The 13354-nt window shown below is 72.8% G+C and carries 11 protein-coding genes; 5 read left to right on the top strand and 6 right to left on the bottom strand.

Features of this window, described 5'->3' with window-relative positions; translation table 11 throughout:
• Window positions 1-398: 398 nt before the first annotated feature.
• Together ABZT74_RS34415 and ABZT74_RS34410 are read left to right on the top strand one after the other, a co-directional pair.
• Window positions 399-2156 carry a S8 family peptidase gene (locus ABZT74_RS34415; RefSeq protein WP_356441432.1) on the top strand — a complete coding sequence of 586 codons (1758 nt, stop codon included), beginning with the start codon at window positions 399-401 and terminating at the stop codon, window positions 2154-2156.
• A 64-nt stretch (window positions 2157-2220) separates the two neighbouring features.
• On the top strand, window positions 2221-2877 hold the full coding sequence (locus ABZT74_RS34410; RefSeq protein ID WP_356441429.1) for a hypothetical protein: 657 nt from the start codon (window positions 2221-2223) through the stop codon (window positions 2875-2877).
• A gap of 98 nt (window positions 2878-2975) precedes the next feature.
• On the opposite strand, the gene mshC is transcribed toward ABZT74_RS34410, so the two are convergent.
• From mshC to ABZT74_RS34390, 4 genes are all read right to left on the bottom strand, one after another.
• Window positions 2976-4205 carry a cysteine--1-D-myo-inosityl 2-amino-2-deoxy-alpha-D-glucopyranoside ligase gene (mshC, locus tag ABZT74_RS34405; RefSeq protein WP_356441426.1) on the bottom strand — a complete coding sequence of 410 codons (1230 nt, stop codon included), beginning with the start codon at window positions 4203-4205 and terminating at the stop codon, window positions 2976-2978.
• 109 nt (window positions 4206-4314) lie between these two features.
• Window positions 4315-5142 (bottom strand): SCO1664 family protein, encoded by an 828-nt coding sequence (locus ABZT74_RS34400; RefSeq protein WP_356441423.1) that lies wholly within the window; start codon window positions 5140-5142, stop codon window positions 4315-4317.
• Window positions 5106-5696, bottom strand: coding sequence for a DUF3090 domain-containing protein (locus tag ABZT74_RS34395; protein WP_355874322.1), 591 nt, complete (start codon window positions 5694-5696; stop codon window positions 5106-5108). The genes ABZT74_RS34400 and ABZT74_RS34395 overlap by 37 nt, the downstream gene beginning before the upstream one ends.
• A 118-nt stretch (window positions 5697-5814) precedes the next feature.
• On the bottom strand, window positions 5815-6501 hold the full coding sequence (locus tag ABZT74_RS34390; RefSeq protein WP_356177364.1) for a histidine phosphatase family protein: 687 nt from the start codon (window positions 6499-6501) through the stop codon (window positions 5815-5817).
• A 98-nt stretch (window positions 6502-6599) separates the two neighbouring features.
• Here ABZT74_RS34390 and corA point away from each other — a divergent pair, with 98 nt between their 5' ends.
• Window positions 6600-7598, top strand: coding sequence for a magnesium/cobalt transporter CorA (corA, locus tag ABZT74_RS34385; RefSeq protein ID WP_355874326.1), 999 nt, complete (start codon window positions 6600-6602; stop codon window positions 7596-7598).
• A 15-nt stretch (window positions 7599-7613) separates the two neighbouring features.
• Here the strand turns inward: corA and ABZT74_RS34380 are convergent, their stop codons facing one another.
• Window positions 7614-8402: a ferritin-like domain-containing protein gene (locus ABZT74_RS34380; RefSeq protein ID WP_356177366.1), complete on the bottom strand. Its 789-nt coding sequence runs from the start codon at window positions 8400-8402 to the stop codon at window positions 7614-7616.
• Between the two features lie 226 nt (window positions 8403-8628).
• On the bottom strand, window positions 8629-9684 hold the full coding sequence (locus ABZT74_RS34375) for an LLM class F420-dependent oxidoreductase (protein WP_356441419.1): 1056 nt from the start codon (window positions 9682-9684) through the stop codon (window positions 8629-8631).
• A 311-nt stretch (window positions 9685-9995) separates the two neighbouring features.
• On the opposite strand from ABZT74_RS34375, the gene ABZT74_RS34370 reads away from it, so the two are divergent.
• Both ABZT74_RS34370 and ABZT74_RS34365 read left to right on the top strand, forming a co-directional pair.
• Window positions 9996-10979 carry an aldo/keto reductase gene (locus ABZT74_RS34370; RefSeq protein WP_355874332.1) on the top strand — a complete coding sequence of 328 codons (984 nt, stop codon included), beginning with the start codon at window positions 9996-9998 and terminating at the stop codon, window positions 10977-10979.
• Complete coding sequence (locus ABZT74_RS34365; protein WP_356441417.1) at window positions 10976-13249, top strand: helix-hairpin-helix domain-containing protein; 2274 nt, start codon at window positions 10976-10978, stop codon at window positions 13247-13249. Before ABZT74_RS34370 ends, ABZT74_RS34365 begins: the two co-directional genes overlap by 4 nt.
• Window positions 13250-13354 lie beyond the last annotated feature (105 nt).

Below are 13354 nucleotides of genomic sequence, written 5' to 3'. Positions count from 1 at the left end.
CGCCGGGTTCCTCGTACACTCGTTAGTCGCCGGTGTAGTGTGGGTTGGTCAGGGCGGGCTGGGGTGTGGGGGGGGGCGCGGCCCCCCCCCGCCCCTCAGCCGTGCCGTCAACGACCCCTGCTCCCCCGGCATATGACTTCCGTCTCGCCTGCATTTGGCCTGACTGGGGCGTGACATCTGGTTCCAGCCGGATTGCACAGGTTTCCCCATTCAACTTGTTCTCAAACCAAGTTGGCCGGGACGGGGTGGACGGGGCGCCGTGGGCGTGCCAGGTTGAGCCCCGAAGGCCCCGCCCGGCAAGGGGAGTTGATCGGGGCGGCAGCGCGAGGCACAGCGCCACGGCACGGCGGAGCACACGCAGGGACCGGCACCCGAGGGATCGAAGGGAGCGGTACGCGATGACCGACCAGGTACAGCCGGCGCGGGGCCCGGGAATGTCCGGGCCGGGGCCCGACGGAGCGGGATTCACCTACCGAGGAGCCGAGCAGGAGCTGATCGTTGTCGCCCGTCCGGAGGCCAGGCTGCGTGCCCGGGCCGAGGGCGTTCACTCGGCGACGGGCGCCGACGTCTCGGCCCTCAACATGTTCCTCAGCGACGAACAGCTCGCCCTGGAACCGCTGTTCGGCAGCGAGGAACGCCTTCGGCGGTCCACCACGGCGGGCGCCGATAGCGGCCCCGATCTCGCGCTCTTCTACCGGGTGCACGGGGTGCGGAGCCGCGCCCAGGAGCTGCGCTCCCGGATCGCCGCACTCCCGGAGATCGACACGGCGTACGTGAAGCCCGGCGCCGTTCCGGCCTCCGCGGCCTCGGGACCTGCGGTCGGCTGGACCGGCGGGAGCGCGGACGACAGCCGGCGCCGCAAGGAGGGAGCGCCCGTCACCCCGGACTTCACGAGCCGCCAGGGCTATCTGCGTGCGGCGCCGGAGGGCGTCGACGCGCACTGGGCCTGGCGGCGTCCGGGCGGTACGGGGCAGAACGTCACGGTCATCGACGTGGAGGGCGCCTGGCAGCTCGGGCACGAGGACCTGGCCTCCAAACTCGCCGGTGTGGTCGTCGGTACACCGCTCACGGACCTCGCCTGGCGCAACCACGGCACGGCCGTGATCGGCGTGATCGGCGGCGACCGCGACGAGCACGGGATCACCGGTGTCGCGCCGGACGCCGTGACCGCCGCCGCGTCCTTCCAGGGCATCGGCACGGCGGCTGCGATCCACGCGGCGGCCGAGCGGCTGAGCCCGGGCGACATCATCCTGGTCGAACTGCACGCCCCCGGGCCCCGGTTCGACTTCGAGGAGCGGGACAGCCAGGAGGGCTACATCCCGCTGGAGTGGTGGCCGGACGACTTCGCCGCCGTCCAGGACGCGACCGCCCGGGGCATCGTCGTGGTGGCCGCCGCGGGCAACGGCGCCGAGTCCCTCGACGACGGGGTGTACGAGCGACGGCCCGCGGAGTTCCCCGAGTGGTGGCGCAACCCGTTCAACCCCTCCAACCGGTCCTCCGGGGCGATCCTCGTCGGGGCCGGCGCACCGCCGCCCGGCACCCACGGCCGCGACCACGGCCCGGACCGGTCACGGCTCGCGTTCTCCAACTACGGGGCCCGCGTGGACACCCAGGGCTGGGGGCGCGAGGTCACCACGACCGGCGGCTCCTGGGACCGGCCCGGCGACCTGCAGGGCGGTGCCGAGGAGATCGCCTGGTACACGGACACGTTCTCCGGGACCTCTTCCGCCTCCCCGGTGGTGGTCGGTGCCCTGGCCGCGCTGCAGGGCATGCTCAAGGCGGCCGGCCAGGCACCGATGTCGCCGGAGCGTGCCCGCGCGGTGCTCCGGGCCACCGGCTCCCCGCAACAGGACGCGCCGGACCGGCCCGCGTCCCAGCGGATCGGCAGCCGGCCGGACATCAGGGCGGCGGTCACCTGGCTGCTGCCGGAGGCGGTCGGCTCGGGCCGGGCCGAGCGGTACTGGGCCGAGCTGATGCCGTACCCGCCCGAACTCCCGCCGCGGCTCCGGCTCCACGTCCGCGGCGCCTGGCGCAACCTCGCCCACCCGTCGCACGAGATCACCCAGGCGGTGCAGTCCGCCTTCGCGGGCGGCCGTCCCGACGTACGCGTCTGGTTCTCGGGCGACGAGATCGTCGGCCTGGTCGTCACCGGATGACGACCCGGCCCCCGGGACCGACGGAACGCAACACGACCAACCATGGACGGAAGGTGGCAATCGCATGAGCACCACCCCGCAGATGAGCCGACAGGGACAGCAACAGGACCAGCAGGGCCCGAGCACGGCTCCCCCGCAGCAGTTCGGACCGCAGCAAGGCATGGCCCCGCAGCAGCCCTTCGGGACCCGTCCCCAGCAGCCTCACGGGCAGCAGGAGTTCGGCCCGCAGACGCAACAGCCGTACGGGCAGCAGGAGTTCGGCGGGCAGATCCAGCAGCCCTACGAGCCGCAGGACATGGGCCGGCAGGGTATGGGACAGCAGATCCCGCAGCAGCACATCCCGCCGCACCTCCAGCAGCAGCTCCAGACGATGGGGCGGCAGCAGCCCTTCCAGCACCTGCTCCAGCAACTCGGCGGACCTCAGGGACAGTCGCAGGGTCAGAGCCAGGAACAGGGGCAGCCGCTGGTGCTGCCCAGCGCCCTGCAGGCCGCGTCGCTCGCGAGCGGCATCGCCACGACGTTCTGGGACGTCGTCACGCCCCTGCCGGGGCAGCCGTCGGTCCTCTACCTGTTCATCGACAACGGCTGGCGCCGGCTGGTGAACCCGAACCAGGTGACGCACGACCAGGTGCAGCGGGCCTTCGCCTTCGGACAGCAGGTCATCGGGCTCTACGACCCGACGACCGACGCCCTCGGGGCCGTCATCGTGAACAAGCGGTAGCGGGAGGGACGACAGGAGCGGCCGGCGGCGGCGGACGGCGGCACGCACAGGGCGCCGGGCGGATCACTCCGCCCGGCGCCCGACCGTAGGGGGAACCGTTACAGCGCCACGCCCAGGAGGGCGTCCACGGCACGCGAGACGACGCCGGGGGCGCCCTCGTCCGTACCGCCCGTGCCGTGCTGGAGGGCGGCCCAGCGGTCGACCGCCGCGAGCGCGGCCGGGGCGTCGAGGTCGTTCGTGAGCGCGGCACGGATCTCGTCGACGAGCGCCTCGGCCGACGGCCCGTCCGGGCGCGACACCGCGGCCCGCCAGTCCTCCAGGCGGGCGACCGCCTCGTCGAGGACCGTGTCCGTCCACTCCCAGTCGGCCCGGTAGTGGTGTGCGAGGAGCGCGAGGCGGATGGCGGCCGGGTCGACCCCGTCGCGCCGGAGCTGGGAGACGAAGACGAGGTTGCCCTTCGACTTCGACATCTTCTCGCCGTTCAGGCCGACCATGCCGGCGTGGACGTACGCCTTGGCCATCGGGAACTCGCCCGTCAGCACCTGCGCGTGCGAGGCACCCATCTCGTGGTGCGGGAAGGCGAGGTCGGAACCGCCGCCCTGGACGTCGAATCCCATGCCCAGGTGGTCCAGGGCGATGGCGACGCACTCGATGTGCCAGCCGGGGCGCCCGCGGCCCAGCGAGCCGCCGTCCCAGCTCGGCTCGCCCTCACGGGCGGCCATCCACAGCATCGGGTCGAGGGGGTTCTTCTTGCCGGCCCGGTCCGGGTCGCCGCCGCGCTCGGCGGAGAGCAGCCGCATCGTCGCGGCGTCCAGGTTGGACACCTTGCCGAAGTCGGGGTCGGCCTCGACGGAGAAGTAGACGTCGCCGTCCAGCTCGTAGGCCGCTCCGGCGTCCCGCAGCCGCTCGACGAGCGGCACGATGCCGGGTATGGCCTCGACGGCGCCTATGTAGTGCTGCGGCGGCAGCATCCGCAGGGCGGTCATGTCCTCGCGGAAGAGGGCGGTCTCCTTCTCGGCGAGGCCCACCCAGTCGACGCCATCGCGCTCGGCCCGCTCCAGCAGCGGATCGTCGACGTCGGTCACGTTCTGGACGTAGTGAACCTGCCGCTTGGTGTCGAGCCACACGCGCTGCACGAGGTCGAACGCGTTGTAGGTCGCCGCGTGCCCCATGTGGGTCGCGTCGTACGGCGTGATGCCGCAGACGTACATACGGGCGACGGGACCGGGGTCGAGGGTGACGAGCCCACCCGTCGCGGTGTCGTGGATCCGGAGGTCGCGGCCCTCACCGGGCAGGGCGGGGACGTCGGAAGCGGGCCAGGCATACATGTCATGAGACTAACCGGACGGAACTTCCGTATACGAACCGGCCAGCCCGCAATGGCCGGGAAGGCCCTCTTGCGCGGTGCGCCGCCCCGGGCGGAGCGGCGCTCGCGCGCTACACCGGCGGCCAGGGAATGGCGGGCCACTCGCCACTGGGCTCCGGGTGTTTCCCGGACGCGAGCATGTCCGCGATCCGCGCGCGCGTGGCCTCGATCTCGGCGGCGGTGACGAGTTCCGCCAACCGGGTGGCCAGCGGCGCGGCCGGGGCCAGGGCGTCCCGCAGGGAGGTGAGGACCTCCACCGCCTCGGCCGTGAGCGGCTCGCCTGCCCAGCCCCACAGGAGCGTGCGCAGCTTGTTCTCGGCGTTGAAGGTGACTCCGTGGTCGATGCCGTAGAGGCGGCCCTCGCCGGTGGGCAGCAGGTGGCCGCCCTTGCGGTCGGCGTTGTTGATCACCGCGTCGAGGACGGCGAGCCGCCGCAGCCGGGCGTCGTCGGCGTGCACGAGCAGAGCCGTCTCGCCCTCACCGACCTCGGCGAAACCGATCGCCTTCCACCCCTCGGCCGGCTCCTCGCCCTCCACGAGCGCGAGCAGGCCGTCCCCGGCCTCGCCGGCCGAGGGCTCGATCCACAGCTGGCACATGCCCTCGCCGTACGGACCGTCGCGCAGCACGGTGGTGGGCACGAGCCCCCATCCGGTCGCCTCGGACACCTCGTAGGCGGCGACCTCGCGCTGGGCGAGCGTGCCGTCGGGGAAGTCCCACAGGGGGCGCTCGCCGGCGACGGGTTTGTAGACGCAGAACGCCTCGACGCCCTCGTACGACACGGAGCAGTAGAGCACCGCGTTCGAGGCCACACGGATCTGTCCGCGTACTTTCAGCTCGCCCCGGGCGAGCAGCTCGGCGGTCGTCACGCTCCGCGGCGGTATCCGTTCTGGCGCGGACATACGTGTCCTTCCGGGTCGAGCGGGAGGCTGCACAGCGGGCAGGGCGGGCGGCCGGCGTTGACGACGTCGAGAGCCCGCTTGGCGAAGGCGCGGGCCTGGGCTCCGGTGAGGCGGACCCGGAGCATCGGCGGGCCGTTCTCCTCGTCCTGGAGCAGGCGCTCCTCGGCCTCGGCGAGGTCCTCGTCGGACTCGGCCTCGAGCTCCACGAGTGCCTGGGCCTCGACGATCATGCGCTGCTCGTCACCGTCCCAGGCCAGCGCCATGGTGCCGACGCGGAACTCCTCCTCGACGGGTGCGTCGAGCGGGGCGGTGTCGGACACCTCGGTGGGGGCCATCGCGGGGACCGGGGCGCTGCCGCCGGTACGCCGGACGACCTCGTCGAGGAGTTCTTCCATCCGCTCGGCCAGTGCGGCGACCTGGGTCTTCTCCAGGGCCACACTCGTCACCCGCGGCCCCGAGGTGGCCTGCAGGAAGAAGGTACGGCGCCCGGGCAACCCGACCGTACCGGCCACGAAACGGTCCGGGGGGTCGTAGAGGAACACCTGACGGGACACGTCCTGTCTCCATTGGATCGGCATGAGGGCCGGCTGACTGCCGCCCCGCATCGGCTGCTGAGAACTTGCTGACAACTACTGCGCTGCTTCGACCGCTTCACCCTACTGCGGCCGACGATCACGGTGCGCCCGCGCCGCCCCCGACCGGGGCGTCGCCGCTCGGGGGTTCCTCGCGCGGCGCGAGGGACGCGAAATCACCGGTGTCCCCGAGGCGCACGAGAAATGGCCTCAAGCGGGTGTAACGGATCGCGGTGATGGAACACGGTTCAACAGAGATCCGCTGGAAGAGGTCGAGATGAAGTCCGAGTGCGTCGGCGACGAGCGCCTTGATGATGTCGCCGTGCGAACACATGAGGTAGACCGCGTCGCTGCCGTGGTCACGCTCCACGCGCGCGTTCCACTCGCGCACCGCCTCGGCGGCGCGCGTCTGCATGGCGCGCATCGACTCGCCGCCTGGGAAGGCGGCCGCGGACGGATGCGCCTGGACGACCTGCATCAGCGGCTCGTCCTGGAGTTCGGCGAGCTTGCGGCCCGACCAGTCGCCGTAGTGGGCCTCTCCGATGCGCTCGTCGCTGTGCGCGGGCACCTCGGGGCGGGCCTCCCGCAGCGGCTGGACGGTCTCCTGGCAGCGCTGGAGGGGGCTGGCGACGATCTCCGCGATCGGCAGCCCGGCGAGCCGCCCGGGCAGTGCCGCGGCCTGCTGGGTGCCGCGCTCGTCGAGGGCGACGCCGGGCGTCCAGCCGGCGAGCAGTCCCGCGGTGTTGGCGGTGGAGCGTCCGTGCCGGACGAGGATCAGGGTGGGCATGCGGCCCAGGGTAGACGGACGGCTCGCGGACCCGGCGGGCGCTGTGGACAGCGGCGGCCGGAGTGCGACAGGGCCCCAAGGACAGGAGAATACGCTCCGTGATCGTCGACAGCGCCATCTACCGGGACGGGAAGCGGACGGAGGGCCCGGACGACCTCTCCGACGCGCTCGCACAGTGCCGTGCCGAGGGCGACGCCTTCGTGTGGATCGGCCTCTACGAGCCCACCGAGAGGGAGTTCGATCTGGTCACCGAGGAGTTCGGGCTCCATCCGCTCGCCGTCGAGGACGCCCTCAAGGCCCATCAGCGGCCCAAGCTGGAGATGTACGAGGACTCGCTCTTCATGGTCCTGAAGCCGGTGGCGTACGAACCGGAGAGCGACGCCGTCTCCTCCGGCGAGGTCATGATCTTTCTCGGAGACTCCTTCGTGGTGACCGTGCGGCACGGCGAGGAGTCGCCGCTCACGGCCGTGCGGCGTCGCCTGGAGGCGGATCCCGAGATGCTGCGGCACGGGCCGACGGCGGTGCTCTACTCGATCGCGGACGCCACGGTGGACCACTACCTGGAGGTGGCCACCGAGCTGGGCACCGACCTGGAGGAGCTGGAGGCGGAGGTCTTCTCGCCACAGCAGGGCGGCTCCCGGAACACCGCCTCACGGATCTACGCGTTCAAGCGGCAGGTGCAGGAGTTCCGCAGGGCGACGGTCCCGCTGGCGGTGCCGCTGACCCGGCTCGCGGGCTCGGGCCTGGCCACGGCTGCGGTGCCGTTCGTGAACGTGGACGCGCAGCCCTTCTTCCGGGACGTCAACGACCACCTGATGCGGGTCAACGAGTCGGTGGAGGGCCTGGACCGGCTGGTGTCCGACATCCTGTCCGCGCATCTCGCGCAGATGAGCGTGCGGCAGAACGACGACATGCGGAAGATCTCCGCGTGGGCCGCGATGGCGGCGGTCCCCACGATGATCGCGGGGATCTACGGCATGAACTTCGACCACATGCCCGAGCTGCACTGGGTGTGGTCGTACCCGGCCGTGGTGGGGATCATGGTCGTGCTGGAGGTCCTGCTGTACCGGCAGTTCAAGCGCCGCGGCTGGCTGTGACGGCGGCCGCCACCGTCAGGCGAACTCGGGCGCGGGGGTGGCGGGGCCGTCGAGGGCGCCGCGCCGCTCCGGCATCTTCAGGGAGACCATCCGGCGCCACCCCACGGCGCGCTCGTAGGCGTACACGGCGTGGATGCCCGCGGCGAGCACGGCCGCCTTCGCACGGGACCAGCCGAGGATCTGTCCCATGTGGGCCATCACGGCGAGGCTCACGTCCCGGTAGACGCGGATCTCGGCGTGGGCGCAGGTCCGCAGGGTCCGCTGGATCGCGCGGCCGTGGCCGGCGTGGGCGAAGCGCAGCAGTTCCTCGTGGCAGTAGGCGAGGTGGTTGTCCTCGTCGTTGGAGATCATCCGTACCGCGCGCCCGAGGTCGGGGTGCTCGGCGAAGTGTTTGCGCAGCAGGTCCATCTGTTCGGAGGCGCGCTGTTCGGTGACCCGGCTGTGGGCCAGATAGGTGACGACGTCCTGCACGGTGAGCGGCTGGTCGCCCTTGAGCTGTTCGTGCGCCAGGCCGATCCCGTGCCGCTCCAGGAGCATTGTGTAGTCGGTGTCGGACGGGACCTCGACGGGTTCCAGGCCGCGCTTCCTCATGAGGGCGTTGAAGATCCGCCCGTGCTTGTCCTCGTCGGCGCCGTGGCGGGCGATCTTGGGGGCGAGGTCGCGTTCGCCCGCGGGGACCAGCGCGGCGATCCTGGCGTTCTCCCAGCCGCCCTGTGACTCCCCGCTCGCGGCGATGGAGCAGAAGAGCCGGTACGACTCGTCGTTGTCGAGGATCTCCTGAAACAGATTCTTGGCCGAAAGCATCTCTGACACCTCTCCGCAGGGTTCCGCAGAAAACGAGTCAAATGGGATGTCGGGCGACCGGCAACCGATGTGTCGGACAAATCCGCCAAACGACGGACGGAGAACAGGGCCCGGGCGCGTAACCAAGGGGGCCCTGACGCGTTGTTCCCCGTGACGGCCGTGGCGGGGAAGACCCCCGAGCCCCCACCACGGCCGCAGACTTCCTCCGGACGCGTTCCGGGTCCGGTTACGCCAGTCCGGCGCGCTCCAGGGCGTCGGTTCCGGCCCGCAGCGAGGCGATCCGGTCCTCCAGGGCGAAGCCCGCCGGAGCCAGCGTCAGGGTGGTGACACCGGCGGCGGCGTACGCCGTCATCCGGTCGGCGATGCGGTCCACCGAACCCAGCAGGGTCGTCTGGTCGATCAGCGCGTGCGGGATGGCGGCCGCCGCGCCCTCTTTGTCGCCGGACAGGTACTTGTCCTGGATCTCGGCGGCTTCCTTCTCGTACCCCATGCGCTGGGCGAGCTGGTTGTAGAAGTTCTGCTTGCGGCTGCCCATGCCGCCGACGTACAGGGCGGTGTACGGGCGGAACATGTCGGCCAGCGCGCTGACGTCCTTGTCGTCGCCGAGGGCGAGCGGCAGGGTCGGGCAGACGTCGAAGCCCTCCATGGTCTTCCCGGCCTTCTCCCGGCCCGCGCGCAGGTGCTTGACCGCGGTCTCCTCCAGGTGCTCGGCCGAGGGGAAGATGAGCAGCGCGCCGTCCGCGATCTCGCCGGTCTGCTCCAGGTTCTTGGGGCCGATCGCGGCGACGTACAGCGGGATGTGCTCGCGCTCCGGGTGCACGGTGAGCTTCAGCGGCTTGCCAGGGCCGCCCGGCAGCGGCAGGGTCCAGTGCTCGCCCTCGAAGGACAGCCGCTCGCGCGTCATGGCCTTGCGGACGATCTCCACGTACTCGCGGGTGCGGGCCAGCGGCTTGTCGAACTTGACGCCGTACCAGCCCTCGGAGACCTGCGGTCCGGAGACGCCGAGCCCCAGCCGGAAGCGGCCGCCCGAGAGGGAGTCGAGGGTCGCGGCGGTCATCGCGGTCATGGCGGGCTGCCGGGCCGGGATCTGGAAGATGGCCGAGCCGACGTCGATGCGCTCGGTCTGGGCGGCGACCCAGCTGAGCACGGTGGCGGCGTCGGAGCCATAGGCCTCGGCGGCCCAGCAGACGGTGTACCCGAGCCGGTCGGCCTCCTGGGCCACGGCGAGATTGTCCGCGTCCATTCCCGCGCCCCAGTAGCCGAGGTTGATGCCGAGCTGCATGGCCGAATCCCCTTACCGATCAGTAACGTCCCTTGGCCGAGACCCTAGCGTGCGGGCGTCCCGGTCGGGGAGCGGCACCTTCGGCCTTCTCGGCGCCTGCCCGCAACACGGTCCGGAACGCGGTCCGGAACTCCGCGGGGAACACCGCTCGGGACTTCGCGCGGCCCCTTGTCGACGCCATCTCCGTGCGCCCGCGTACGCCGGTCGCGGCCCCGGTCCACGACGACGGGTCGTCACGTGCGGCGATCAGTGGGATTCGGGTTGTCCACAGGCCCCCACGCGGCCGGTTCCGGACAGTAATCTCGGCGTTCATGGAGCAGAGGCATCTCGGCCGTACCGGCCTGCGTGTGTCCCGGATCGGACTCGGCACTCTCACGTGGGGCCGGGACACCGACGAGCACGACGCGGCGGACCTGTTGAAGGCGTTCTGGGAAGCGGGCGGAACCCTCGTCGACACCGCGGACGTGTACGGAGACGGCGAGGCCGAGTATCTGCTGGGACGTCTCGTCGAGGGGCTCGTGCCGCGCCGGGACCTGGTCATCTCGACGAAGGCCGGAAGCGTTCCCGACCCCGAGCGCCGCTTCGACGGTTCGCGCAGCCATCTGCTGTCGGCCCTGGACGCCTCACTGGCCCGCCTGGGCACGGACTACGTGGACCTGTGGCACGTCCACGCCTACGACCCCCACACGCCCCTGGACGAGACCCTGCAGGCGCTCGACCTCGCGGTCAGCAGCGGCCGCGCCCGGTACGCGGGCGTGTCCAACTTCTGCGGCTGGCAGCTCGCCAAGGCGGCCACCTGGCAGCTCGCCGCGCCCGGTATACGCACGCGCCTGGCCAGCACCCAGATGGAGTACTCCCTGCTCCAGCGGGGCATCGAGCGGGAGGTGCTGCCGGCCGCCCTCGACCTGGGCGTCGGCCTGCTGCCCTCCTCACCGCTCGGGCGGGGCGTGCTCACCGGCAAGTACCGGACCGGGACGCCGGCCGACTCACGGGGCGGCTCGGAGCATCTCGCGCCGTTCGTCGCGCCCTATCTCGACGAGACGGCGAGCAGCATCGTGGAGGCGGTGTCGATCGCGGCGGACGGTCTCGCCGTGACGCCGCTCCAGGTGGCGCTCGCGTGGATCCGCGACAGACCCGGGGTCGCCGCACCGATCGTGGGCGCGCGCAACGCGCAGCAGCTCACGGCCGCGTTGTCAGTGGAGACCCTTAGTCTTCCTGACGAGATCTGCCGGGCGCTCGACGACGTGTCGGCCCCGGTGCACCACTATCCCGATCACGACTGGAGCACGCTGTGAGCACGGAGCCCGAGACCACGGAGGAAGCGGAGCCGGGGGCGCCGGGCGCGGACTCGACCGCGGGCGACCCGCAGGACACGGGCGCGGGACCGGACGCCGGGACGGGGCCCGGTACGGAGGCCGCCGCCGACGCGAGCGAGGACGGCACTGATGACGAGGGGGCCGGGACGGCACCCGGCGCCGAGGCTGCCGCAGGGACCGAAGCCGGCACGGAGGCCGCGGCCGCCGTCCAGGTGTCCGAGGCGGCGGCCGAGTTGGCGGCGCAGCGGCTGGAGCGGGAGCGGATCGAGCGGCGGAAGGCCGAGAAGCAGGCGCCGATCGACGCCGGGACCAAGCTCAGTGGCACGGCGGCGGACCTGCTCGCGGCCGTGCGGGCCGTGGAGAGCGGCGAGAAGCCCGTGGCCACCGCCTTCCGCGAGGCGACGCCCGCGCCGCGTCGGGTCGTCGAGGAGCCGGCGCGGCGACCGCAGCCCGTCGCCGCCCGGCCCGCTCCGGCCGGCGCCGCCGCCCCGGAGGCCGTGGACGCCGTCCGGGCCGTGCTGAGCGAGGGAGGCGCGCCGGAGGCGCTCGCGGCCCAGGTCGTCGCCGCGCTGGGCGAGGGCGCCGACGGTCAACTGCGCGAGGATCCCTGGCAGTTGCTGCGCGTCGCCGGGGTGCGGCCCGAGCCGGCCGACGGGTTCGCGCGGGCGCTGCTCGGCGCCGAGTGCGGCCCGGACGACGAGCGTCGGGGCCGGGCGCTGACCGTCTGGCTCCTGGAGCAGGCCGCCGTGGCCGGGCACACCGCCCTGGACGCTCCCGCGCTCACCTCCGCGCTCACGCAGCGCGCCGTGCCCGATCCGGACGCCGCCGTGCAGGCCGCGCTCGCGGAGGGCGACGCCCTGGTCTTCCAGGACGCCCTGGACCCGGCACCCGCAGCGCCGCAGGACGACACGGAGGAGCCGCAGGAGCGCCCGGTGCGCATCCTCATCGGACTGGAGCGGTACGCGCTGGCCGAGGAGAGCCTCTCCGACGGACTGGGCCGGATCATGAACTCGGTGCCCAAGGCGGACGGTTCGGCCGCCGACTGGGAGGAGGCCGCCGGCGCCGCGCCCCGTTCCGCGGGCGAGCTGATCCGTGCGGCGGCCTCCCACGGCCTGGTGCTGCACACCGGCGGCGACGCCTCCCGGTCGGAGGTCGTCGCGCTGCTGCACGCCGCCCGCGGCCTCGGTCTGCGCGGCTGGGCCGCCGCCCACACCGCCGACGGCCGTGACCGTCTCACGGGCCTCCTCGCCGGTCACGGGCCGGAGGCCACCGGCCACGGCGAGGCCACCGGCACCGCCACCGTCGAGGGGCTGCTCTCCGGCACCGAGGGTCCGGGACGCGACGCGGACGGGGCTCTGGACCTGGACGTCCTGGTCGTCCTCGACGCGCCGCAGCTCGATGTCGAGACGGCGGCCGTGCTCGCCGAGTCCCTGCCGGACGGGGCCCGCCTCGTGCTGAGCGGTGACCCCGGAGTGCTGTGGTCGGCGGGGCCCGGACGGGTCTTCGCGGATCTGATCGCCGCCCGTGCCTGCCCGCAGGTGGCCTCCCGGACGCCCGACCCCGGGCCCGTCGGAGAGCTGGTCTCCGGCGTCGGCATCGGCGAGCTCAACCAGGTGGAGGCGCCCGGCAAGGAGGTCGTGATCGTTCCGGTGCGCGACGCCGGCGAGGCGGTGCACCGCACGGTGCAGCTGGTCGCCGACTCGGTGCCGCGGGCGATCGGCATCCCCACCGAGCAGACCCAGGTGATCACGCCCGGGCACGGCGGCGCGGCCGGTACCCGCGCGCTGAACACCGCCCTCAAGGAGCGGCTGAACCCCGGCCCAGGCCGCTTCGGGGGCTTCGACCCGGACGACCGGATCGCCTACTCCCCCACGCCGGGCCGCGTCCTGCAGGGCCGGGTGGTGACGGCCGACGCCGAAGGGCTGCACCTGGAGTGCGCGGGCGGCCCCGTCGTCGTACCGAAGGAGCGGGTGGAGCAGACCGTGCGGCACGGGTGGGCGCTCACCGCGCACCAGGCGGTGGGACTGCGCTGGCCCGCCACGGTCGTCGTGCTGCCGGGCGACGCGGCGGCGGCCCTGACCCGCCCGTGGGTGTACACGGCCTTCGGACGGGCGGAACGCCACCTGTCCGTCGTGCACGGCGTGGAGCAGGCGTTGCAGCACGCCGTGGCGGAGGTTCCGCAGAAGCCCCGCACCACCCGCCTGCCGGCCCTGCTGAAGGCGCAGACGCCGGCGGCGACGGCGGGCTGACCCGGGCGGCCCACGCGGGCGGCCTGCTGACCGGGTACGCCGTCGGCTTCACCGCGACCTACTTCTTCGGCCTGGACCGCCGGACACGCGTCCGGCCCCCGGAAC

Source organism: Streptomyces sp. NPDC005302 (assembly GCF_040607345.1).
Lineage (GTDB): Bacteria > Actinomycetota > Actinomycetes > Streptomycetales > Streptomycetaceae > Streptomyces.
Note: the sequence above shows the minus strand (reverse complement) of the source record. Positions and strands in the feature narration are given on the sequence as shown.